This window comes from Wenzhouxiangella sp. XN201, assembly GCF_011008905.1.
Taxonomy (GTDB): domain Bacteria; phylum Pseudomonadota; class Gammaproteobacteria; order Xanthomonadales; family Wenzhouxiangellaceae; genus Wenzhouxiangella.
The window spans coordinates 1,430,193-1,452,631 of the sequence record NZ_JAAIVI010000017.1; the positions used below are offsets into that span (position 1 = coordinate 1,430,193).

General features: G+C 64.5%; 17 protein-coding genes. 12 read left to right on the forward strand and 5 right to left on the reverse strand.

From position 1 onward, the window contains the following. Positions 1-76 precede the first annotated feature (76 nt). Both G4Y73_RS06940 and G4Y73_RS06945 read right to left on the reverse strand, forming a co-directional pair. The gene (locus G4Y73_RS06940; RefSeq protein ID WP_164230775.1) at positions 77-1,405 is read right to left on the reverse strand and encodes an MFS transporter; all 1,329 of its coding nucleotides are present in this window, start codon (positions 1,403-1,405) and stop codon (positions 77-79) included. Continuing rightward, positions 1,402-2,289 carry a CsiV family protein gene (locus G4Y73_RS06945; protein WP_164230777.1) on the reverse strand — a complete coding sequence of 296 codons (888 nt, stop codon included), beginning with the start codon at positions 2,287-2,289 and terminating at the stop codon, positions 1,402-1,404. The genes G4Y73_RS06940 and G4Y73_RS06945 overlap by 4 nt, the downstream gene beginning before the upstream one ends. An 85-nt stretch (positions 2,290-2,374) precedes the next feature. On the opposite strand from G4Y73_RS06945, the gene G4Y73_RS06950 reads away from it, so the two are divergent. Next, positions 2,375-4,384, forward strand: a complete 2,010-nt coding sequence (locus G4Y73_RS06950) for a S9 family peptidase (protein WP_164230779.1) — start codon at positions 2,375-2,377, stop codon at positions 4,382-4,384. 3 nt (positions 4,385-4,387) lie between these two features. Here G4Y73_RS06950 and G4Y73_RS06955 read toward each other — a convergent pair whose 3' ends face one another. Further along, a complete protein-coding gene (locus G4Y73_RS06955) occupies positions 4,388-4,894 on the reverse strand; it encodes a glycine zipper 2TM domain-containing protein (protein ID WP_164230781.1) in 507 nt (168 codons plus the stop codon). Between the two features lie 938 nt (positions 4,895-5,832). On the opposite strand from G4Y73_RS06955, the gene fusA reads away from it, so the two are divergent. Further along, positions 5,833-7,878 carry an elongation factor G gene (gene fusA / locus G4Y73_RS06960; protein ID WP_164230784.1) on the forward strand — a complete coding sequence of 682 codons (2,046 nt, stop codon included), beginning with the start codon at positions 5,833-5,835 and terminating at the stop codon, positions 7,876-7,878. Here the strand turns inward: fusA and coaE are convergent. After that, positions 7,838-8,488, reverse strand: coding sequence for a dephospho-CoA kinase (gene coaE, locus G4Y73_RS06965; RefSeq protein ID WP_164230786.1), 651 nt, complete (start codon positions 8,486-8,488; stop codon positions 7,838-7,840). The genes fusA and coaE overlap by 41 nt on opposite strands. 123 nt (positions 8,489-8,611) lie before the next feature. Here coaE and G4Y73_RS06970 point away from each other — a divergent pair, with 123 nt between their 5' ends. Then, complete coding sequence (locus G4Y73_RS06970; RefSeq protein WP_164230788.1) at positions 8,612-9,253, forward strand: response regulator; 642 nt, start codon at positions 8,612-8,614, stop codon at positions 9,251-9,253. A 36-nt stretch (positions 9,254-9,289) separates the two neighbouring features. On the opposite strand, the gene G4Y73_RS06975 is transcribed toward G4Y73_RS06970, so the two are convergent. Further along, positions 9,290-11,896, reverse strand: a complete 2,607-nt coding sequence (locus G4Y73_RS06975; RefSeq protein WP_164230790.1) for an Rne/Rng family ribonuclease — start codon at positions 11,894-11,896, stop codon at positions 9,290-9,292. 673 nt (positions 11,897-12,569) lie between these two features. Here G4Y73_RS06975 and G4Y73_RS06980 point away from each other — a divergent pair. The 9 genes from G4Y73_RS06980 to kdsB all read left to right on the forward strand — a co-directional run bounded on the left by G4Y73_RS06980 (position 12,570) and on the right by kdsB (position 22,355). After that, a complete protein-coding gene (locus G4Y73_RS06980) occupies positions 12,570-13,505 on the forward strand; it encodes an RluA family pseudouridine synthase (RefSeq protein WP_205596504.1) in 936 nt (311 codons plus the stop codon). A 22-nt stretch (positions 13,506-13,527) separates the two neighbouring features. Further along, on the forward strand, positions 13,528-14,772 hold the full coding sequence (locus G4Y73_RS06985; RefSeq protein ID WP_164230792.1) for a lipoprotein-releasing ABC transporter permease subunit: 1,245 nt from the start codon (positions 13,528-13,530) through the stop codon (positions 14,770-14,772). Beyond that, positions 14,765-15,448, forward strand: coding sequence for a lipoprotein-releasing ABC transporter ATP-binding protein LolD (lolD, locus tag G4Y73_RS06990; protein WP_164230794.1), 684 nt, complete (start codon positions 14,765-14,767; stop codon positions 15,446-15,448). The genes G4Y73_RS06985 and lolD overlap by 8 nt, the downstream gene beginning before the upstream one ends. A gap of 3 nt (positions 15,449-15,451) precedes the next feature. Continuing rightward, entirely contained in the window at positions 15,452-17,728 is a 2,277-nt protein-coding gene (locus G4Y73_RS06995; RefSeq protein WP_164230796.1) for a DNA internalization-related competence protein ComEC/Rec2, read from the forward strand. A gap of 84 nt (positions 17,729-17,812) precedes the next feature. Continuing rightward, the gene (locus tag G4Y73_RS07000; protein ID WP_164230798.1) at positions 17,813-18,436 is read left to right on the forward strand and encodes a MotA/TolQ/ExbB proton channel family protein; all 624 of its coding nucleotides are present in this window, start codon (positions 17,813-17,815) and stop codon (positions 18,434-18,436) included. A gap of 9 nt (positions 18,437-18,445) precedes the next feature. Next, positions 18,446-18,865 carry a biopolymer transporter ExbD gene (locus G4Y73_RS07005; protein WP_164230800.1) on the forward strand — a complete coding sequence of 140 codons (420 nt, stop codon included), beginning with the start codon at positions 18,446-18,448 and terminating at the stop codon, positions 18,863-18,865. Continuing rightward, positions 18,862-20,616 (forward strand): lipid A export permease/ATP-binding protein MsbA, encoded by a 1,755-nt coding sequence (gene msbA / locus G4Y73_RS07010; RefSeq protein WP_164230802.1) that lies wholly within the window; start codon positions 18,862-18,864, stop codon positions 20,614-20,616. Before G4Y73_RS07005 ends, msbA begins: the two co-directional genes overlap by 4 nt. Before the next feature lie 6 nt (positions 20,617-20,622). Then, complete coding sequence (gene lpxK / locus G4Y73_RS07015) at positions 20,623-21,618, forward strand: tetraacyldisaccharide 4'-kinase (protein WP_164230805.1); 996 nt, start codon at positions 20,623-20,625, stop codon at positions 21,616-21,618. Beyond that, a complete protein-coding gene (gene kdsB / locus G4Y73_RS07020) occupies positions 21,615-22,355 on the forward strand; it encodes a 3-deoxy-manno-octulosonate cytidylyltransferase (protein ID WP_164230807.1) in 741 nt (246 codons plus the stop codon). The genes lpxK and kdsB overlap by 4 nt, the downstream gene beginning before the upstream one ends. The last annotated feature ends 84 nt before the right edge of the window (positions 22,356-22,439 follow it).

Sequence of the window (22,439 nt, forward strand, 5' to 3'; positions counted from 1 at the left end):
CAGATCCATGCAGCTTGTTCTTGCCAGTTTCAATCTGCGCAAATCTGCGTAATCTGCGGTTAGAGAAATGCCGATCTTAGGACTCTTGAGTTTCGGGTAACCCGCTGCTCAGCCAGGCGCCGGCCAGGCCCATGGCTGCCAGGATCAGGATGATGCCGGAAGTCGGCAGCACGGTGGTCAGCGCCCCGACGCTGCCGGCCAGCAGCAAGACGATGCCGATGACCGAATTGCTGACCGCGACGTAGTCGGTGCGCTTGTTGCCGCCGGCCAGGTCGACGATATAGGTCTTGCGTCCCAGCCGTACGCCCGAGTGCGCCATCATCAGCAGGAAGAAGAACAGGGGATAGAGCCAGCTGCTGCTGGCCATGGCCGGTATGCCGTTGACGACAGCCACCAGGGCGAGGCCGACTCCGGCCGAGGCCGACCCGGCCAGGATCATGACCCGGCGGCTGGAGATGTCGGCGAATCGCCCCCAGAACGGCGCCGAAACCAGGCTGGCGACGCCGTCCGCGACGACGAACAGGCCCAGTACCACCAATGCGCCCTCGGTGCGCTCATGCGCGAGCATGATGAAAAACGGTGCGCTCAACGCCGAGCACAGCAGCAGCGCGCGGGCGATGACGAAACGCCGGAAGGCCGGGTCGCTGCCCAGCAGGCCGAGTCGCTTCACCGCCTCGCTCAGGGCGTTGCCACCGCCCTCGGTCGCGCCGGGAAACTCGCGGATCATGCCGTAGCTTGCCGCTGCCACCAGCCAAAGCCCGCTGGCGATGACCAGTAGCACCAGGTAGATCGTTTGGTCGCCCGGTTCCTGGCCGTCGAGCAGCAGGATCGTGCCAATGCCGATGGTGATCAGCCCCGCGAGGAACTGCGACCAGCCGTTGACCCGGCCGCGGCGGGTCTTCGGCACGGTCTTGCCGAGCACGTCCTTCGAAGCGACCGAGCACAGGCCGCGCGACAGGCTGAACACGATCAGTGCCGCGAGCAGGCCGAAGCCGGCGGCGGTGCCGCTCAGAGTGACCGCAACCATGGCCATGGCCAGCACCGCCAGGGACTGAAGGATGCTGCCGAGCACGAAGGTCCATTTGCGCACGGCCTGGCGGCGGACGAAACTGGCGATGACCAGCTGCGGAATCAGCGAGCCCGACTCGCGCACCGGGACCAGGAAGGCGGTAAAAATGCCGGGTGCCGCCAAAGCCGCCAGCAGCCAGGCCAGGATGGTCTTGGGATTGGCGATGGCATCGCCGAGCTTGGTGAAGAACTGCGTGAGGACCTGCAGCATGAAGTTGCCCGGCACGACCTTGCAGGCCTGCTCGTCGATATCCTTGCAGACGCGCGCGTCTTCTTCGTTGACGAGCTGCTGATAGAGGTGATCGAGCCGTTTGCTGGCAAACAGCTGCTCCCTCATTGGCTGTCGCCTTCCGCTGAAGAACGCTCTCCGTCAGCCTCGTCCCCATCGACTGCCCAGGGCGTGACCCGCAGCAGCAGGCCCAGCGATGGCGAATCGAAGTATTCCAGTCGACCGGGCCGAATGGTCCGGCTTTGCTGGAGATGGTCGCGACTCAGCGCGGCCGCCGGATCGGCGGTCAGGACGGCAAGCGGTCCGGTGGTTTGCGGTGCATGCCAGTAGAGTGAAACCTCGGCGTGCATGAACTGGCGTTGGCGCAGGCGAATCGTGCCGTCCAGCCGATAGCGAAACTGCGGAAACAGCTGTCCGGCCGTTGTGACGGCCTGTCCGTTGCGCTGCGGCCGTCCATGGGGCGCCAGGACAATCCAATCGGCGCCCAGCGGGCGATCGTCGTGAATGCGCACGGTCCCCGTGCGGCTGGGCTCAAGCGGCTGGTGCCAGCCAAGCCAGTGGTGGACGCGGTGGCCGGGGCTGTTCTGCAGGCGCTCAAGGGCCTGCTGCATGGGCTCACTGAGCTCGTCGACCGCGAGCCAGGGGTCGGGATAGATCAGCAGCTCGGTCAACGTCGTCTGGCCTTCCTCAAGGCGTTCGAGGGCCTCGGCGACTTCCAGCACCGAGCGCAGGTCGGCGTTGGACGATCCGTCGGGATCGTCACGCGGACTGTCGTCCTGCTCGCGGTTGAAGCGCTTCCATTCGGGATCGTGAGCGTCCGCTGGCAGTGCCGGCAGGTCATCGACCGGCCAGGCATCGAATTCACCGCCGACGTGCGTGAAGACGATGAGCTCGACGCGATAGAAGCGGTGTTCCTCGCTGTCCTGGGCCACCGATGACCCGGCCAGGGCGACGAGAGGGAATACGATGAGCAAGGCGCGAAGGGCTTTCATGACCGAAAGTTTAACCGACCCGCCGCGCTGCCGGGACGGCGAGAGTCTGGTATCTTCTCCCTCTTTCTTCCTCACGGGAGTCGACATGATTCGATCCGCATCACTCGTCCTGATCCTGCTCAGCCTGCCCGCATTTGCCCTGGCCGACGGCATGAGCCTCGAACAGATCGCCCGCCTGCAGCAGGTGGGTGAGACCGCCGTCAGTCCCGACGGCCGGATGGTCGCTTTTACCCGCTCTGTGCCGCGCGATCTGGCCGATGATGAAGACGGTTCGGCCTGGAGCGAATTGCACCTGATCGACGCCGACGGGAACGAGTTTGGGTACGTTACCGGCGCGGTCAACGTCGGCAATATCGGTTGGCTGCCCGATTCGTCGGCCATCACCTTCGTGGCCAAACGCGACGACGATGAACACAGCACGCTCTACCGGATTCCGGTCAAGGGCGGCGAAGCGCGTTCGATCGTCAGCGTGGGCGAGGGCGTGGTCGATTACAGCATCGCCCCCGACGGCAAGCGCGTGGCCCTGGTCGCGAGCAAGCCAGAGGACGAGGCGGTCGAGGAGCGCCGCGAGAAGGGTTTTGATGCAGTCATCTTCGAGGAGCAGTGGCGGCCGCGGCAACTCTTCATCGGCCAACTCGACGGCGGCACCGAACCCGAAGCAGTCGCAATCGACGGTTCGGTCCAGGGCGTGAATTGGTCGCCGGATGGTGATCGCCTGGCTGTCCGGGTCACTCCGAGACAGCTGGTTGACGATACTTTGATGTTTCAGCGCATCCGCATCATCAGTCCGGAAGGCGAGATTCTGGGGCGCATCGACAACCCGGGAAAGCTCGCCGACGTGGCCTGGAGCGACGACGGCGAACACCTGGCTTTCATCGCTACCGAAACCATCAAGGACACGCGCCCGGGCCGCCTGATGGTGGCCGGCAAAAATGGTGGCGAGTGGGCACACCTGATGGAAGGGCTCGAGGGGCATGTGATCGACGTTGACTGGGACGGTGATCGCATCGTGTTTCTCAGCCACGAGGGCGTCGAATCGCGCGTCGGCAGCATCGAACCCGATGGTAGCGATCAGCGGACGCTGCTAGAGCGCCCGGCGCTGGCGGTTGCAGACGTCGAGGTGGCTGGTGGCCGCACCGTGGTCACGGCCTCGACACCGGAACATCCGCGCGAGATCTATCAGCGCGAGGACGGATCCGACGGCGCCCGGCGCCTGACCGACTCCAATCCCTGGCTGGCCGAGGTCGAACTGGCGCGCCAGGAAGTCGTCACCTACGAGGCGCGCGACGGGCTCGAAATCCAGGGCCTGCTGGTGTGGCCGCTGGACTACGACGAGGGCCAACGCTATCCCCTGATTCTGGCCGTTCACGGCGGGCCGGAAAGCCACTATTCCAACGGCTGGCTGACCAGCTACAACCTGCCGGCGCAGCATGCCGCGGCCGAGGGATACGTCATGTTCTACCCCAACTACCGCGGCAGCACGGGCCGCGGCGTCGAGTTCGCCCTGCTGTCGCAGGGGCGCCCGGCGCAGGAAGAATTCGACGACCTGGTCGATGGGGTCGACCACCTGATCGAGCGTGGCCTGGTCGACGGCGAACGGGTCGGAATCACCGGCGGTTCCTACGGCGGCTACGCCAGCGCCTGGGGTGCGACCTACTACAGCGACCGCTTCGCCGCAGCAGTGATGAACGTCGGTTTGTCGGACAAGATCGCGATGCTCGGCACCTCCGATATTCCGCAGGAACTCTACGAGGTGCACTACCGCACCTGGCCCTGGGAAGACTGGGAGCTGTATCGCCAGGCCAGCCCGATCCGTCACGTCGAGAATGCAAAAACGCCGATTCTGATTCTGCACGGCGACGCTGATCCGCGCGTCGATCCGACCCAGTCACGCATTCTCTACCGCTACCTCACCCTGCAGGAAGATCCACCGCCGGTGCGACTGGTGCTCTACCCGGGCGAAGGCCACGGCAATCAGCGGGCAGCCAGTCGCTGGGATTACAGTCTGCGGCTGATGCGCTGGATGGATCACTATCTGAAGGGCGAGGGCGGTGAGCCGCCCCCGCATGAACTCGACTACGGACCGTTTGAATAGGTTTTAGTCGACCGGGTCGACCGACACGCGGACACGAATCGTATCGCCGGGATGGTGGGCCATGGTCGTACGATGCAAGCGGCCGCCGTACTCGTAAGTCACCCGGTAACCCCGATCCACCGTTCGTTCGCGCCAGTCGCGTTCGACCCGGCAGCGTTCACGAACGACCGGGTAGTGGCGCCCGTCGCGGGCCCTGGAGGCATCGTGGCCGATGCTGCCGCCGAGCAGCGCGCCCGCTGCCGTAGCCGCATCCCGCCCCCGGCCGCTACCGAACTGATTGCCGATGACACCGCCGATGATCGCGCCGACCACGGTGGGCGCGTGTGAGTGACGGCGCTCGCGCACATACGCCGTTTCCTCCCGGCAGATTTCACGGTCGATCGGCGTGCGGTGCACTTCGCGCATCGGTTCCACGTCGACGACGCGGGCCGTCTCGTAGCTGCCGCCCCCGGCCATGGCGAGGCCGCTTGCCGCCAGCGTGGTGGCCATGATCAGAATTCTCGCTTTCATTATTTCAAGCCTCCGTGAGCTAGGAAGAAGCTGGTGACCAGCGTTGGGGGATAGCGTATGGGGGATTGGCTGAATTGATTCTGAATCAATTGTTGTTGTGTTGATGGGGGTTGTTTGTCAGCTTCGCTGTCGCTGGGTTGGTTGTTGCCACGGGTGGCTGTGCGAGCCTCGACACTTCAAAAGCGGTTTCGCCCGGCTTGCTTCGCAGGCTGGTTCGTCAACTCGCTGATGCTAGCTAGTGTGTAGCTACCGCCGCGGTCGGCGGCCTCGACAAGTCAAAGGCGGTTCCGCCCGCCTGCTTCGCAGGCTGATGGCGGGCAACTTTTTTCCCGCGCGAAAAAAGTAGCCAAAAAACGCGCTTAAAAGCAGGCGGTTACGCCTCAAGAACCTTCAAGCGGAGTGGCTTCACGGACTGTGACTGGGGCTTTGCTTGGGCCCGGCTGTGGAACATGCTGGCTTACGATAACGCCTGCAGCGGCCCGCATCTGGCGCAATGACTTCGAGTGACGTTCCGCCCCAGGGGCTTATCCCACCCTCAATCGAAGCCGACCCTGATCGAGGCCGTGCAGTCTGGGTGCGGGCTACGCCAAGGCGTTATCGAAAACGCCCTGTTCCTCGACCGAGCCATCGCGAAGGCAGAAGCGGTATCTCCGTTAAGCCCAAGAGCCATCTGGTCCTGCGGAACAACCGCGTCTTCTAAGCGCACTTTTGCTGACTTTTGTTGCAACCGACAAAAGTCAGTCGCCCAAAGAGCCTGCGAAGCAGGCCGGGCGAAACCGCCTTTGACTCGTCGAGGCTCGCACTGCGACCTGTGGCATCAGCCAACCCAGCGGCAGCGAGTTGACGAACCAGCCTGCGCAGCAGACCACACACCCCATTTGCCGGCGCCCAACGGGTGGATTACGATGCTTGCATCGCGACCGCTGGAGGAGGCCAGAATGGCGGAGCAAGATATCGGTGCAATACGCAACGTGGCCCTGCTGGGTCACGCGGGTTCGGGCAAGACTTCTCTTTTGGAAATGCTGTTGGTCAAGGCTGGTGTACTCGGCGAGCCGGGCTCGCTCGAGCGCGGGACCATGGTCAGCGACTTCGACCCGCTCGAGAAGGACTACCAACACTCGCTCAACTCCGCCCTCGCTTCGCTCGATTTCGATGGTGTGCATGTCAACATCCTTGACACCCCGGGCGATCCGGACTTTCGCGGCCAGGCGCTGGCCGCCATGGGTGCGGCCGAGACCGCGGTGATCGTCGTCAATGCGGCCAACGGCATCGAGATGTCGACGCGCCGGCTGATGCGCCGCGCCAGGCAACGACAGCGCTGCCGCATCATCGTCATCAATCGCATGGATGCCGAGGGCGCCAATCTCGAGCAGCTGGTGCACGATATCCGCGAGGAGTTCGGCGCTCAGTGCCTGCCGATCAACCTGCCAACTGATAACGGTGCGACCGTGCGTGACTGCTTTTTCAAGTCCGACGGCGAGACCGATATCCTGTCCGTGGCCGACGCGCACACCGAGATCCTCGACCAGGTGGTCGAAGTCGACGAGGACTTGATGGCGCGCTATCTCGACGGCGAGGAGATCGACGCCGATTCCCTGCACGACGCCTTCGAGAAGGCCCTGCGCCAGGGGCACCTGGTGCCGATCTGCTTTACCTCTGCCCTAACCGGTGCCGGCTGCGGCGAGTTTCTGCGCTTTTGTCGCAATCTCCTGCCCAGCCCGCTGGAAGGCAATCCGCCACCGTTCCGGAAGGGGCCGGAGGGCGAGCGAGTCGAGGCCAGCATGTCGGCCGATGATCACGTCCTGGCCCACGTCTTCAAGATCACCAACGATCCCTACGCGGGCAAGCTCAGCCTGTTTCGTGTCTACCAGGGCAGCATTCGCCCCGATACCCAGCTCTTCGTCGGCGATGGCCGCAAACCGATCAAGGCCGCGCATCTGTATCGTATCCAGGGCAAGGACCACATCGAAATCGACCGGGCCATTGCGGGCGATATCTGTGCCCTGGCCAAGGTCGAGGACATTCACTACGACGCCATCCTGCACGATTCGCACGAGGAAGATCACTACTACCTCGAGCCGGTCGATTTCCCGCAGCCCATGTTCGGACTTGCCGTGGCGGCCACTACGCGGGGCAACGAGCAGAAGCTTGCCAGCTCGCTGGCGCGCCTGGCCGAGGAAGATCCCTGCTTCATCGTCGAGCACAACCAGGAGCTGAACGAGACGGTCATCCGCGGCCTGGGCGAAATGCATCTGAGGGTCATGCTCGAACGCATGAAGCAGCGCTACAACGTCGAGGTCGAGACCCGCAACCCACGCATCGCCTATCGTGAAACGATCACCCGCCCGGGCGAAGGCCACTATCGCCACAAGAAGCAGACCGGCGGTGCCGGCCAGTTCGGCGAGGTGTTCATGCGGGTGCGGCCGCTGGGCCGCGGCGAAGGCTTCCAGTTTCGCTCGGAGGTCGTCGGCGGTGCGATTCCCACCAACCTGATACCGGCCGTGGAGAAGGGCGTCCGGCAGCTGCTTGACGAAGGCGCCATTGCCGGCTTTCCACTACAGGATGTCGAAGCGGTGGTCTACGACGGCAAGCACCACCCGGTTGATTCGAAGGAAGTCGCTTTTGTCATCGCCGGGCGGCGCGCCTTCCTGGACGCGGTGAAAAACGCCGGGCCGCAGGTGCTCGAACCGATCGTCGAGCTCGAGGTGGCCGTGCCCGACAGTGCCATGGGCGACGTGACCGGAACCCTGGCCGCCAAACGTGCCCGCATCCAGGGTACCGACAGCGTGCATGGCGGCATGACCAACATCTCGGCGGCCGTGCCGCTTTCGGCGTTGAGCGAGTTTCCGACCGAACTGAAGAGCCTGACCGGCGGGGAAGGGCGCTACACCATGTCCTTTTCCCACTACGAGGCCGTGCCAGCCAATGTGCAGGCGGAACTGGTCAAGGGTTTCGAGTCGAACGGTTCCGGCGACGAGAGCTGAGGGCGAGCAGGTGTTCGTGCAGCCGGTCAACCCGCTGCCGGAGTTGTTCGAGGCTGCCGTCGTTTTCGATGACGTCCGTGGCCGCGGCCAGGCGCTGCTGCCGATCGGTCTGGGCGGCGAGCATCCGCTCAGCTTGCTCGCGCGTGATGTCGTCGCGGGCCATCAGGCGTTCGATCTGGGTCGACGCCGGCACATCGACAACCACGACTCGGTCGGCGTCGGCAAATAATCCCGTTTCGATCAGCAGGGGAACGACCAGCAGCACGTAGGCGTCGTTGTCGTGCTGGTCGATGCGGCGGCGCGCCTCGGATTCGATCAGTGGATGCAGGATGGCCTCGAGCCGTCGCCGGGCGCTGTCGTCGTCGAAGACTTCCTGGCGCAGTGCGGCCCGGTCGAGATTTCCGTTGTCGTCAAGCACGGCCGGACCGAAGGCCTTGACCACTGCCTGCAAGCCGGGACTGTCGGGCGTGACGACTTCGCGGGCGATTCGATCGGTATCGATCACCGGCACGCCCTTGCCTGCAAGCTGGTCGGAAACGGCCGTCTTGCCACTGGCGATGCCGCCCGTCAGAACCACCAGCAGCGGCTTTCCGTGTCTGCTCTCTTTCATGCACCTGAACCCTTGGCAATCCATCCATTATGCATGCTGGCGCCATCCGGGCCGTGCTTCACTCCACCAGCAATTTGGGTTAATGTGAATAGAGGGACGCAATGCTGATGAGGGGACTACCCATTGACCGACATCCTGATTGTCGATGATCACGATCTCGTTCGTACTGGTCTGAAGAACATCCTTGGCGGCAGCCGGGGGTTCAACATCGTGGCCGAAGCATCCACCGGTGAAGAGGCCATCCGGTTGACTCGCAAGCTCGAACCTGACCTGGTGTTGATGGACGTCGGGCTGCCGGGGCTTTCCGGGCTGGAAACGACCGAGCGCATTCTCAAGGCGCAGCCGGAAGTGAAAGTCATCGTGCTGACCGCCCACAGCGAACCACCGTTGCCTGCGCGGCTGCTGGACTCGGGTGCGTCGGGCTATCTCACCAAGGCCTGCGATGCCGAGGAACTGATTCGCGCCGTGCAGAAGGTCGCCGCCGGCGAGCGCTACATCGGGGCCGATATTTCCCAGCAGCTGGCAATTTCCCTGTTGCCCGGCACGCCGCAATCGCCGTTCCAGGAACTGACCAGCCGTGAGCTCGAAATCACGCTGATGCTGACCCAGGGCATGAAGATGCAGTCGATTGCAGAGGTGCTCAACGTCAGCCCGAAGACGGTCGCGACCTACAAGTACCGCATCTACGACAAGGTCGGCGTCAGCAGCGAAGTTGAACTGCTGCGCCAGGCCCTGCGACACGGACTGGTTTCAGCCGACGTTTGAGTCTGCGCGGCGACCGAATCGATCGCCGCGCTTTTTTCAGGAATCGTCCTTGAGACGATAAATGCCGCCGCCTTCGGGAATGGCTCCGCTACCGCCGTCGCGCTTCTGCTCGGATTCCTTCTCGGTCGAAGATTTCGACGGCTCGGGCGATCGCGATTCGGTCGGGTTGTCGCGCTTGTTTTCCTCATTCCGATCGCGGGGCTTGTGCGCTTCCTTGCTGGATGCCTCGACCTTCTTGTCAGCCGGCTGGCCGGCATGATCCGAATCGGCTCCGGTGGACTGGTTTCCGGAGCGGGGCTCAACCCGATCCTGGTCCTTGCCTTGCGTCTGCCTGGGCGATTGCCGCTCATCCTGCGGTTTTCCAGAATCCGATTCGCCGGCGCGCGAGGAGCGCTCGTCCGGCACGGTTTCGGGACGTTTCTCGGGTGTTTGCCTCGAAGTGTCCTTGCTTGCGGCTTGCTTGTTCGGCTCACCCGAGTCGGATTTTCGGCTTTCGTTTTCGGCTGCGGGTGTCGCAGCAGCCGGTGCCGCGACCTGGCCCTGGTTGCGGTTGTCATCCTTGCCTGATTCCGGTCCGTTCGACGGCTTGCGCTCAGCGTTGCTCGTCTGGGACTGATCCGCGTTCGAAGGACTCTGGTTGTTCTGATCGGTATTTCCGGCCGCGCGCGAACGACGCTTCTTGCCGCCACGACGCCGCCGCTTCTTCTTCTTTTTCGCTCCGCCGTCGGGCGACTGGTTATTGTCGGCCTGCGGCGGGCTGCCGGACGGTTTGCCGTCCTGCTGGGGCTTGCTCGCGGCCTTCTTCTTTTTCTTGCTGCCGGACCGCGTCTTCTTTTTCGCGCCGTCGGGCTTGCCCTGGTGGCGGTGTGAACTGCTGACGGCCTTGCCGGTGCGTTTGCTGGCATGCTTGTGCGGCTGCGGCCGCTTGCGGCGCTGCTGGCCGTCCTTGCCGCCGTCATCGGACTGTCGGCCGAACAACTTGGCGAGCCAGGCGAGGAAACCGCCGCTGGCGCGCTTGGGCGCCGGTGCCGGAGTCGTGCGTTGAAGACTGCTGACCGCAGCTGGCTTCGGGGGAGGACCCGGCTGGGCTTCGCTCTGCGCGGGCAGGGATTCGAGCTCATCGCCGGAGGCCAGCGCATAGCTCGGTTCCTCGACGGATTCGCTGCTGCGCAGACGCTGGATTTCGAAGCGCGGCGTTTCCAGCCAGCGGTTGGCCACGACCGTGATGCCCACCTTGGTGCGCGACTCGATTTCCTCGGTGGCCTGGCGCTTTTCGTTGAGCAGGAAGTTGGCAACATCGATCGGCGCCTGCACGATGACGCGCGAGGTGTTCTCCTTCATCGACTCTTCTTCGGCCAGGCGCAGGATCGACAGCGCCAGCGACTCGATTGAACGAATCGCCCCGTAACCGTCGCAGCGCGGGCAGGTGATATAGCTCGATTCGCCCAGCGAGGGACGCAGGCGCTGGCGCGACATCTCGAGCAGGCCAAAGCGCGAAATACGGCCGATCTGCACACGCGCCTTGTCCATTTTCATGGCTTCGCGCAGGCGGCTTTCGACCTGGCGTTGGGCATCCTTGCTCATCATGTCGATAAAGTCGATCACGATCAGGCCGCCGAGGTCGCGGATGCGCAGCTGGCGGGCGATCTCGTCGGCCGCCTCGAGGTTGGTCTGTAGCGCCGTTTCCTCGATATCGGCACCCTTGGTGGCGCGTGCCGAATTGATGTCGATCGACAGCAAAGCTTCGGTGTGGTCGATGACCACGGCGCCGCCCGAGGGCAAGCGCACTTCGCGGGCGAAGGCCGATTCGATCTGGCTTTCGATCTGGTAACGCGAGAACAGCGGGGTGTCGTCGCGATAAAGCTTGAGCTTGCGCAGGTTGTGCGGCATGACCTGCTGCATGAACTCGCGCGCGTCCTCGAAGACCTTTTCGTCGTCGATCAGGATTTCGCCGATATCCTCGCGCAGATAGTCGCGCAGCGCACGAATGATCAGGTTGCTTTCCTGGTAGATCAGGAAGGGTGCCTTCTTGCTGCCGGCGGCTTCCTTGATCGCGCTCCACAGTTGCAGCAGGTAATCGAGGTCCCACTGCAGTTCCTCGCGATCGCGACCCACGCCAGCGGTGCGAACGATGCAGCCCATGCCGGTGGGAATCTCGATCTCGTTGAGGGCGTCGAGCAGTTCCTTGCGCTCTTCGCGCGTGATCTGACGCGACACGCCGCCGGCACGCGGGTTGTTGGGCATCAGCACCAGGTATCGGCCAGCGAGAGACACGAAGGTCGTCAGGGCCGCACCCTTGGTGCCGCGCTCTTCCTTGTCGACCTGGACGATGATCTCCTTACCACCCTGTACCGCGTCCTTGATGTCGACACGTTCACCCGATTCCAGGGTCTTGATCGCCGCATCATTGAAATACTCGCGGCTGATTTCCTTCATCGAAAGGAAGCCGTGGCGCTCGGAACCGAACTCCACGAAGCAGGCGTCCAGGCTGGGCTCGACCCGGGTGATGCGGCCCTTGTAGATATTGGACTTCTTCTGCTCCTGGGCGGGAACCTCGATATCGAGATCGAGCAGGGACTGGCCATCGGCAATGGCCACGCGCAACTCTTCGGGCTGAGTTGCGTTGATCAGCATGCGTTTCATTATTGTTCCTCCGGCGCTCCCGACCGCCGCGAAGGGGTCATGAAGGCGGGGTGCCGGACAGGCCGGGCTCCGACTGAGCCGGAACCTGGGCGGGCAAACCAGCCTGGATCGATTGGCGACGAGCCGATTCACGGCCCGCGTCTCTCCCCGGCAGGCCCACAATGGCAGCCTGCCGTCTGGTTTCCGATCGGCCGCGCGAGGCGCTGGCCTGCAATATCTGGCACCGAGCCCGGCAACGACGTCGATTCGGCCGATCCGGGAGCGCGTGTTCTTTCAGTCCGCCGCCTGGCGAGCCCGGTCATTCCGAAGGCGCCGGCGGCACGTTTTCGTTCTACTGCAGTCCGTCCAGGCACGCGGCCAGGGGCTGCAGGTCGATCGGTTGGTCCGTTTCGGACCGCTTCCGGCCATGCATTCCATGCACCGGAAGTGTGCAAGCGGTACAGTATTCGGGCGCGGACAAAGTGTCCGCCCGTTGCGCCGACAGCCTGTATAGCCGGGTCGGCGCCTGTGACAGCATTCTTGTTCGGGATCAGGAGCGTGTTGGCGGCTTGTTGAAAGCCGGCTGCTAGGCTCATGTGCCCGAACTGAATATTTTATCATCGATCCTTTCGCGGCGATAGCCGTCCGGCAGCGTTCGGGCCGGCATGCCGCCTTTCCCGACGGTATCGGCAACATGACCAACAACAAGCGGGGTTCGGGCGTGCGCCACGTCACTGTGGGCAGGGACCGGGCCGGTCAGAGACTGGACAATTTCCTGATGCACGAGCTGGGCCGGGTTCCGCGCAGTCTGGTCTACCGCTTGGTGCGTACCGGCCAGGTGCGGGTCGACGGTCGCCGCGCCAAGCCGATGAAGAAGCTTGGCGAGGGCGATGAGGTGCGCATTCCGCCGGTGGCAGCGCCGGGAGATGTCGAGACCAGCGTGCCTGACGAAGCGGTCGAGCGTATCCGCGCATGCATCATCGAGCACAACGAGGAATACCTGGTCATCGACAAGCCGGCTGGCGTGGCCGTCCAGGGCGGCAGCGGCCTGACGTGGAGCCTGATGGACGTGCTCGGCAAATTGGGCGAGGGTTTCCGGCCGGTCCACCGGATCGATCGGCCGACCAGCGGACTGCTGGTCGTCGCCTGCGGTCACCGCGCAGCACGCGAGCTGCAGCGGGCTTTTGCCGGGCAACGCGTCGAAAAGCGCTATTTGGCGTTGCTGCAGGGCCGTTTGCCCGAAGAGCAGGTGACAGTCGATACCCCGCTGAAGAAGGTGCGCGATGCCAGCGGCCAACGCCGCGTGATTGCCGCCGATGACGGCCAGGATGCGGTCACGCACTTCCGGCTGCTGGAGCGCATCGGAGACTTCAGTTACGTTGAGGCGAGCATCGAAACCGGGCGCACGCACCAGATTCGCGCTCACGCAGCGAGCATTGGTCATCCCCTGGTCGGCGACGACCGGTACAATCAGCAGCCGGCTCCGACGCCGTGCCGGCGACTGTTCCTGCACGCGCACTACCTGAAACTGCCGTGGCCGGAAGAGCGGGTTTTCGGTGCACCGCTGCCCGACGAGTTGTCGAAGGTGCTCGATGCGCTGCGCGAGCCCGGCCCGGCACAATCATCCTGAGCGAGAGCGAAGTCGAGAACGAATGTATCAGCCCCTGAGCATCTATGTCGGTTTGCGTTATCTGCGCGCCAAGCGGCGTAACCATTTCATTTCCTTCATCTCGCTGATCTCGATGGGCGGCATTGCCCTGGGCGTGATGACCCTGATTACCGTATTGAGCGTGATGAACGGTTTCGAGCGCGAGCTGCGCGAGCGGATTCTCGGCATGATCTCGCACGCCACCATCGAGGGTTATGAACGCCGCCTGGAAGGCTGGGAGGGCCTGCTTGATCAAGTGCGCGAGCATCCCTCGGTGGTTGGTGCTGCACCCTTTGTCGAGCAGGAGACCCTGGTCAAGGGGCGTTCGACGGCCGGCGCGCAGATCCGTGGTATCGATCCCGCGCTCGAACCGGAAGTGTCCGAAATCGATGCGCAGGTTCGGGGCGACGGTTTCGAGGGCCTCGAGCCGGGCAGCTGGCGGGTCATCCTCGGCGCCGGCCTGGCCGCCCGATTGGGTGTGGTGCCGGGTGACCAGGTCACGATCTTCGCACCCGAAATCCGGACCACGCCGGCCGGGGTGATGCCGCAGGTTCGGCGCTTCGAGGTGACGGGTGTTTTCGAGGCCGGAGTGCATCAGTACGACACGGCACTCGCGGTGATTCATTATCGCGATGCCCAGCGCCTGTTCCGGTTGGGCGAGCAGGTCGGTGGCATCCGCCTCAAGTTCGATGACATGATGCGCGCCCGCGCAATCGCCTGGGAGCTCGGCGACAAGCTCGACGGCGATTTCCGGATTCGCGACTGGACCCAGCAGCATGCCAATTTCTTCCGTGCGGTACAGACCGAAAAGACCGTCATGTTCATCATTCTTTCCCTGATCGTGGCGGTAGCGGCCTTCAACATCATCTCCACCCTGGTGATGGTGGTCACCGACAAGCAGGCCGACATCGCTATCCTCAAGACCATGGGCCTGGGGCCAAAGCGCATCATGGGCATCTTCATCGTGCAGGGTTCGCTGATCGGCGTGATCGGCACGGTTCTCGGCATTGCCGCGGGCGTGGCACTGGCACTCAATGTCGAGTCGGTCGTTGCCTCGCTCGAGAGCGTACTCAATACCGACTTCCTTTCGGCCGAGGTCTACTACATCAGCGATCTGCCTTCGGAGCTGCGCTTCGGCGACGTCGTCCGTTTCGGCGGCCTGGCCCTGTGCCTGTCACTGCTGTCGACCATCTATCCGGCCTGGCGGGCAGCCCGGACCCAGCCGGTGGAGGCGCTTCGCCATGAATGACATCGTGATCAGCGCACGCGGACTCAAACGAGTATTCGTGCAAGGCCGGACCGAGCTGCACGTGCTGCGCGGCGTCGACCTCGACATTCGCGCCGGCGAACAGGTTGCCATCGTCGGCGCTTCGGGCGTGGGCAAGAGCACGCTGCTGCATTTGCTCGGCGGCCTGGATCGGCCCACCGCCGGTACCGTCGAGATCGCCGGTGAGAACATGGCGCGGGCGGACGAGGCGCGCCGCGCGGCGTTGCGCAACCGTCATCTGGGCTTCGTCTACCAGTTCCACCACCTGCTGCCGGAATTCAGCGCGCTGGAAAACGTCGCCATGCCGCTGCTGATTGCGGGTCGGCCGGCGCGGGAAGCGGCCGACTCGGCAAAGGCCTTGCTCGATCGGGTCGGTCTGGGGGAACGCCTCGATCACAAGCCAGGCGAGCTTTCCGGCGGAGAGCGCCAGCGCGCGGCGGTGGCTCGCGCCCTGATCAACCGCCCGGCCTGCGTGCTCGGCGACGAGCCCACCGGCAACCTGGATGAGCGCAACGCCGCGCAGGTCTACGAGCTGATGCTTGAACTCAATCGCGAGTTTCAAACCAGCGTGGTTCTGGTCACGCACGATCGGCAGCTGGCCCGCCGGGCGGATCGTCGTCTGGAGATGACCGGGGGCATGCTGGTGCCGCTCGACTGAGCCATGGCGGCGGGCGGGGCCTGGCGATTCCTGCTTGCGTTCGCCGCTGGCTGTCTCGCGGCGCCCTGGCTTCCGGTGCTGCCTGGCTGGACGCTCTGGCTTGCGTTGCTGATACTGGCCGCCGGCGGACTGGCATTTCGAACGACGTGTCTCGCAGCCACCTGCCTGCTCGGCGGACTGTGGTTCACGGCCGCGGTCCAGTGGCAGCTGGATAGTGAATGGCCGAGCGCGCGTGATGGCAGCCTGGTTTCAGTGACCGGTACGCTGGTCGAACTGCCGCAGCGTTTCGATCAAAGCGAGCGATTCCTGCTGGCCGTCGACCAGTCCGAATCCGATCCGGACGTGCCCGCACGATTGCTGGTCAGCTGGTACCGGCCTTCAGAACGGCTGCAACCGGGAAGCCGCTGGTCCATGCAACTCGAACTGGAGCCGCCAACCGGCCGGCTCAATCCGGGCGGATTCGACTACCGGCGTTATCTGCTAAGCCGGCGTATCGGTGCGACCGCCCGGGTGCGTGGCGAACCCGAGCGCCTGGCGGAGGAAGCCCTTCGCGGACGGATCGACCGCCAACGTCAACGCCTGGCCGACATCATCCAGGCCGAGACGGTCGATCTGGATGTCGCCGCGCTCAAGCGCGCCCTGGGCGTGGCCGACCGCTCGGGACTCCGGCCGGAACTGTCTGAACAGCTGCGTCAAACGGGTACGGCCCATCTGCTGGCGATCTCGGGACTGCATATCGGTATGGTTGCCGGGATTGCCGGCCTGTTGATCAGCCTGCTCGCTGCTCCGCTGGTCCTGGTGTGGAAGCGTCTGGACCGGCGCCGCCTGGCCGTGCTCGGCGGTCTGCTGGCTGCTTTCGGCTACGCCGCACTGGCCGGCTTCACCCTTCCGACCCAGCGCGCACTGATCATGCTGGGCGTGGCCGCCATGGCGCTGCTTGCACGCCGCGCCGTCGCGCCCGGACATGCGCTGCTGCTGGCGTTGATCGCTGTGCTGCTGTTCGATCCACTCGCACCGCTGGCAACCGGATTCTGGCTCAGCTTCGCGGCCGTGGCGGTGTTGATCTGGGCCTTCGCCTGGCGACCGGCCGGCGACGGCCGCTGGCTGGCCGGCCTGCTGCGCGCCCAGCTGATCGTCATGATCGGTCTGCTGCCGCTCAACGTCGGCCTGTTCGGACAATTGGTGCCCGGTGCGCTGTTGGCCAACCTGGTCGCCATTCCGCTGGTCGGGCTGGTTGTCCTGCCGGCACTGCTGCTCGATATCGGCAGCATGCTGGCGGGATTGCCGGCAAGCTTTGCTGCGGCCATCGCTGACTGGGGTCTGTCCCGCTTGCTGGTCTTTCTGGACTGGCTGCACGGCATCGACTGGGCCTTCGTACCGCACGTGGGTGGCGGGGGCCTGTCCCTGTTGCTTGCTGCGGCGGGCGCGCTCTGGCTATTGGCGCCGGTCGGTTGGCCGGCCCGTTGGCTGGGGGTGTCGCTGATGCTGCCCTTGCTCCTGCCGCCGATGGACCGGCCGGATCAGGGAGAGCTCGACGTGCATTTTCTCGATGTCGGCAGTGGTCTGGCCGTGCTGGTCGATTCGGCCGATGAAACGCTGCTCTTCGATACCGGGCCGGGCGACGGCGAGGGCGGAGACCTGCTTTCCCGGATCCTCCCGGGGCTGTTGGTGCGCATCGGCAGCGACGGTCTCGACCGCGTGGTGATATCGCATGACCATCGTGGGCACGCCGGCGGGGCAGCCAGCGTGGCCGACTCGCCACGAATCTATGCCTCGGCGCCGGGACCGGGTCAGGCCTGTCGGCGCGGAACCCAATGGCAGTCCGGGGGGTATCGTTTCCATTTCCTGCATCCATCGCCTGGTCTGCCGGATCTCGGGCCCAATTCGTCCTGCGTGCTGCAGGTGAGCGGACCGGGTGGGTCGCTCCTGCTCACCGGCGGCATCGATGCCGACGTCGAGGCCCGGCTGCTGCTCGATCAGCCGGCGCTGACAGCCGATGTGTTGCAGCTGCCCGCCGGCGGGCATCGCAGCGGTGGGAGTGCCGGGTTTCTCGAAGCGCTCTCGCCGGATCTTGCGGTGGCCTCGGTCGCACGATTCGACCGCTACGACCGGGTACACGAAGAACTCCAGGGCCGGCTGGTGGCGGCGGGCATTCGCTGGTTGAGTACCGGCCGCTGCGGTGCGATCCGCATCCGGTTTCGACCGGAGCGAGCCCCGCGGGTCTCGAGTATGGCAACCACATCCCGGCGTTTCTGGCGCGACCCGGGAAATTGCCCTTGATTCTCGCCGGGTGTCGGCGCGACGCAGGCAGCGCAAACCGTTATCATGCCCGCTGGATCCTGATGGCCGAATTGAAGACCCGACATGCTCGAAATTGTCATTGCCGGCGGCTGGCTGATGGTGCCCATCCTCGCCTGTTCCATCATCGCTGCCGCCATCATCATCGAACGCTTCGTCAAGCTCAGGCGCAAGCGCGTGTTGCCCAATGGTGTGCTCACGCGTGTGCAGCAATGGGCGGCGGCCAGTGAGCTGGATCGCCAGCACATCGAACAGCTCAAGCGCAGCTCGGCCCTGGGGCGCGTGCTGGCGGCAGCGCTGGTCAACCGCAAGCGCGAGCGCGAGGTCATCAAGGACGCGGTGGAAGATACCGGCCGGCATGTGGTGCACGAACTGGAGCGATTTCTCAACACGCTGGGCACAATTGCCGGCATCACGCCGCTGCTGGGCCTGCTGGGCACGGTCATCGGCATGATCGAGGTGTTCTCGGCCATCATGATTCACGGCGTGGGCGATCCCAACCAGCTTGCCGGCGGTATTTCACAGGCCCTGATCACGACCGCAGCTGGCCTGACGGTCGCGATTCCCAGCTATTTCTTCTATCGCTACTTCCGCGGCCTGGTGCGTACCTATGTGGTCGATATGGAAGAGCAGGCGATCGACCTGCTGGAAACCATCGAGCACAAGCGACCGCCCAGCGTGCGCGTCTGAAGGTTCGTCATGAAGCTCCTGCAGGAAGAACGCGAAGAGCCGGAAATCAATCTCACGTCGCTGATCGACGTGGTGTTCCTGTTGCTGATCTTCTTCATGGTCTCGACCACTTTCGAGCGCCAGGCCTTGCTGCGCCTTGATCTGCCGGAAGCGAGTACGGCCGAAAGCGAAACCGTGCCGGAGCTGGTCGAGTTCATCGTCACTGAGGACGGCCGCCTGTTCGTGGGTGATCAGGAACTGGTCGATCAGCGCCAGGCTACGGTACAGGCCGCCATCGCCCGGCGCTTTGCCGAAGATCCGGATTCAGTTCTGGTCATCCGGGCCGATGCCGAGGCGCCCCATCGCCTGGTGGTGCGGGTGCTGGATTCGGCGGCCGCCGAGGGCATCCGCCGGGTGAGCATCGCCGCGCTCGAGGGAGAGGGCGAATGACGGGCCAGACCTCGATGACCGGCGGGCAGGTCTACCGCCGTCTCCTCGGCATGGTGATGCAGCATCGCCTGATCTTCTTCCTGGCGCTGCTGGCCGTGGCCCTGGACGCGGCCGGGCAGGGCCTGTTCTTCTACCTGCTGCGCCCGCTGATCGATGACACCATCGCCTCGCCCACCCCCGAGTTCAACTATGTGCTGCCGGCACTGGTCTTCCTGTCTCTGATCCTGCGCGTGGTGGGGAATTTCGGTGGCGAGTTCGGCATGCAGTGGGTCGGTCGCAAACTGATTGCCGACCTGCGCAACGCGCTGTTCGACCGCTATCTGCAACTTCCGGCCGCGTACTTCGATCGGGAATCCTCGGGCCAGATGATCTCGCGCGTGACCTACAACACCGAGCAGGTTGCCGAGGCCGCAACCAAGGCGCTGATCGGCGTCTCGCGCGACATCATGACCGTGGTTGCCCTGTTCGGCGTCATGCTGATCCAGTCCTGGCGCCTGACCGTGTCGCTGCTGCTGTTGTTGCCGATCATCGGCGTGATGGCCTATGTCATCAGCCGGCACTTCCGCCGCATCTCGACCAACATCCAGGATTCCATGGGCGATGTCACCCATATCACCGAGGAGGCGGTCAACGGCCAGCAGGTGGTCAAGGTCTTCGGCGGGCAAGCCCACGAACGTAACAAGTTCCAGGGCATCAACGAGAGCAACCGCCGCCTGCATCTGCGCCTGGTCGGCACCCAGTTGCTGTCCTCTTCACTGGTCCAGCTGGCTGCCGGCGTGGCGCTGGTGGTGCTTTTGGTTGTCGCGGCCAGCGACCTGATGGGCGATACCGTGACCGCCGGGATATTCATGTCGGTGCTGGCCGCGCTGGCGGCCACCATCCCGCCCCTCAAGCGCCTGACCAAGATGCACGTCACGATCGAGCGTGGGGTGGCCGCGGCCGAAAGCATCTTCCGGGTTGTGGACACGCCCGGCGAGGACGATACCGGCACGCATGAACCGGACCGATTGCGCGGCGATATCCGCTTCGAGCAGGTGTCGTTTTCGTATCCGGATGCCAGTGACTCGGCCCTGGTCGATCTCGACCTCCATATTCCGGCCGGCAAGGTCACGGCCCTGGTCGGTCGCTCGGGCTCGGGCAAGAGCACGATCGTCAAGCTGCTGCCGCGCTTCTATCAGCCTGTTAGTGGACGGATCCTTGTCGACGGCATCGACATCCGTGATTTCGGTCTGGCTGCACTGAGAGATCAGATCGCCCTGGTCAGCCAGGACGTGGTGCTGTTCAACGACACCATTGCCCGCAATATCGCCTACGGCGCCCTGGCCGATGCCAGCAATGAGCAGATCGAGAAGGCGGCGAAGACCGCGCACGCCATGGAATTCATTGAACGCCTGCCGCTGGGACTGGATACACCCATCGGCGAGGACGGTTCACTGCTCTCGGGCGGCCAGCGCCAGCGCATTGCCATCGCCCGGGCGGTGCTCAAGGATGCCCCCATCCTGATCCTCGACGAGGCGACCTCTGCGCTCGATGCCGAATCGGAACAGGCCGTTCAGGAAGCGCTCGAAGTACTGATGGAGAACCGCACGACCCTGGTCATTGCGCATCGTCTGACCACCGTGCAGATGGCCGACCAGGTCGTGGTACTCGACCACGGCCGGGTGGTGGAGTCGGGTTCGCATGCCGAGCTGCTCGAGCGCGACGACGGGCTATACCGTTATCTGCACAAGCTACAGCTCGCCAGCGGCTGACCGGTGGTGAGACAGGGACTGGAGCGTCACCTGCTTCGACGCTGGCAAGCGGCCGGGCCCCCTCCGTTTTACCTGCGCCTGCTGAGCCTGCTCTATCGTCTGGCGACGAAACGACGCTGGTCGCGCCCGGCCGAGCGCCCGCCCTGTCCGGTCATCGTGGTGGGCAATATCACCGCCGGCGGCAGCGGCAAGACGCCGGTGGTCGCCGCGGTGGCCCGCCTGTTGTGTGAGCAGGGGCAGACCCCGGCGATCATCAGTCGCGGCTACGGCGGTCGAGTGTCATCCGAACCACGGGCCGTGACTTCCGTCAGTGACCCGGCCGAGGTCGGCGATGAGCCGGTATTGTTGGCCCGCCGGGCCGGCTGCCCGGTCTGGGTCTGTGCTGACCGTCGCGCCGCCCTGCATGCGGGACTTCGCGGCGGAGCCGATGTGATCGTTGCCGACGACGGTCTGCAGCACCCGAATCTGCCGCGCAGTTTCGAGATCTGCGTGATCGACGGCCAGCGCGGGTTTGGCAATGGTCATCTGTTGCCGGCCGGACCCTTGCGGCAGCCGCTGGAGCGGCTCGATAGTGTTGATGCCACCCTCATCAAGCGCACTGGCTCCACGGACTGCAGCGCTGATCTGCCGGGCATGCATGTTCCGGTTGAGCCCGGCGCTCCCTATCGGCTCGGCACCGGCGAGGGAACAGAAGGGACCGAGATCGATCGCCAGGCGACCTTTGATGCCGTCTGCGCCATCGGCAACCCCGATAGTTTCTTTGCCTTGCTCGAAGCGCTGTGTTACCGCTTTCGTCGCCATCCGTTTCCGGACCACCACGTCTTTTCCGGTCGGGAGTTCTCCGGACTGGCCGGACCCTTGTTGGTGACCGAAAAGGATGCGGTCAAGCTCGAGCGCCTGACAGGACTGCCCGAGTGCTGGGTGCTGCCGATCGAGGCGCAGTTACCAGAGACACTGATCGGCCAGCTGCTTAGCCATGTGCGAGAATTCCGTCCGTCATGAGTCCGTTTCACGTCCTCATTCCCGCCCGTCTGGCCTCGACACGCTTGCCGCGCAAGCCACTGCTCGACCTGGCCGGGCGGGCCCTGATCCTGCGCGTCTGCGATGTGGCACGATCGGCCGGTGCCGCTAGCGTGCACGTCGCCACCGACAGTGAGGAGATCGCCGACATCGTCCGCGCCGATGGCCAGGCGGTGGTGATGACGCGCGCCGACCACGCCAGTGGGACCGATCGCCTGGTCGAGGCCGTCGAACAGCTGAACCTGGATGACGCGGGCCTGATCGTCAATCTGCAGGGCGACGAACCGGAGATGCCGGCCGGATGCCTGCAGCAGGTTGCCGCGCTGCTCGATGCCTGCCCCTCGACCGAGATGGCCACCCTGTGGCGGCCGTTCGCCGACGAGGCCGAATGGCGTGACCCGAATGTCGTCAAGCTGGTGGCCGATGCCGAGGGCAGGGCGCTGTATTTCTCGCGTAGCCCGATACCGCATGTCCGCGCCGGCGGCTGGCCACAAGACGGCGCGCGAGCCCACGTCGGCCTTTACGCCTATCGGGTCGGTGCGCTCCGAAACTGGCCGGGGCTGCCGGCGTCCGAACTGGAACGCTTTGAATCACTCGAACAACTGCGGGCACTGGCCGGCGGCTGGACCATCCGGGTTGCGCGCGCCGAAGCTGCGGTGCCGGCCGGCATTGATACGCCCGAGGACCTGGAGGCCGCACGGCGGCGCGTTTACGACTGATCCTGATCCGCGAATGGGCCGCTTGCGCTACACTGGCGATCAGATCGACATCCTGATAAATGGCTTTTAATAGCGCTCCTAAAC

Coding starts and splice junctions, on each gene's coding strand:
- G4Y73_RS06975 (WP_164230790.1), bottom strand. CDS start 11,896: ATGAAACGCATGCTGATCAACGCAACTCAGCCCGAAGAGTTGCGCGTG.
- coaE (WP_164230786.1), bottom strand. CDS start 8,488: ATGAAAGAGAGCAGACACGGAAAGCCGCTGCTGGTGGTTCTGACGGGC.
- G4Y73_RS06940 (WP_164230775.1), bottom strand. CDS start 1,405: ATGAGGGAGCAGCTGTTTGCCAGCAAACGGCTCGATCACCTCTATCAG.
- G4Y73_RS06955 (WP_164230781.1), bottom strand. CDS start 4,894: ATGAAAGCGAGAATTCTGATCATGGCCACCACGCTGGCGGCAAGCGGC.
- lolD (WP_164230794.1), top strand. CDS start 14,765: ATGAATGACATCGTGATCAGCGCACGCGGACTCAAACGAGTATTCGTG.
- G4Y73_RS06945 (WP_164230777.1), bottom strand. CDS start 2,289: ATGAAAGCCCTTCGCGCCTTGCTCATCGTATTCCCTCTCGTCGCCCTG.
- G4Y73_RS07000 (WP_164230798.1), top strand. CDS start 17,813: ATGCTCGAAATTGTCATTGCCGGCGGCTGGCTGATGGTGCCCATCCTC.
- kdsB (WP_164230807.1), top strand. CDS start 21,615: ATGAGTCCGTTTCACGTCCTCATTCCCGCCCGTCTGGCCTCGACACGC.
- G4Y73_RS07005 (WP_164230800.1), top strand. CDS start 18,446: ATGAAGCTCCTGCAGGAAGAACGCGAAGAGCCGGAAATCAATCTCACG.
- G4Y73_RS06950 (WP_164230779.1), top strand. CDS start 2,375: ATGATTCGATCCGCATCACTCGTCCTGATCCTGCTCAGCCTGCCCGCA.
- msbA (WP_164230802.1), top strand. CDS start 18,862: ATGACGGGCCAGACCTCGATGACCGGCGGGCAGGTCTACCGCCGTCTC.
- G4Y73_RS06985 (WP_164230792.1), top strand. CDS start 13,528: ATGTATCAGCCCCTGAGCATCTATGTCGGTTTGCGTTATCTGCGCGCC.
- G4Y73_RS06980 (WP_205596504.1), top strand. CDS start 12,570: ATGACCAACAACAAGCGGGGTTCGGGCGTGCGCCACGTCACTGTGGGC.
- G4Y73_RS06995 (WP_164230796.1), top strand. CDS start 15,452: ATGGCGGCGGGCGGGGCCTGGCGATTCCTGCTTGCGTTCGCCGCTGGC.
- fusA (WP_164230784.1), top strand. CDS start 5,833: ATGGCGGAGCAAGATATCGGTGCAATACGCAACGTGGCCCTGCTGGGT.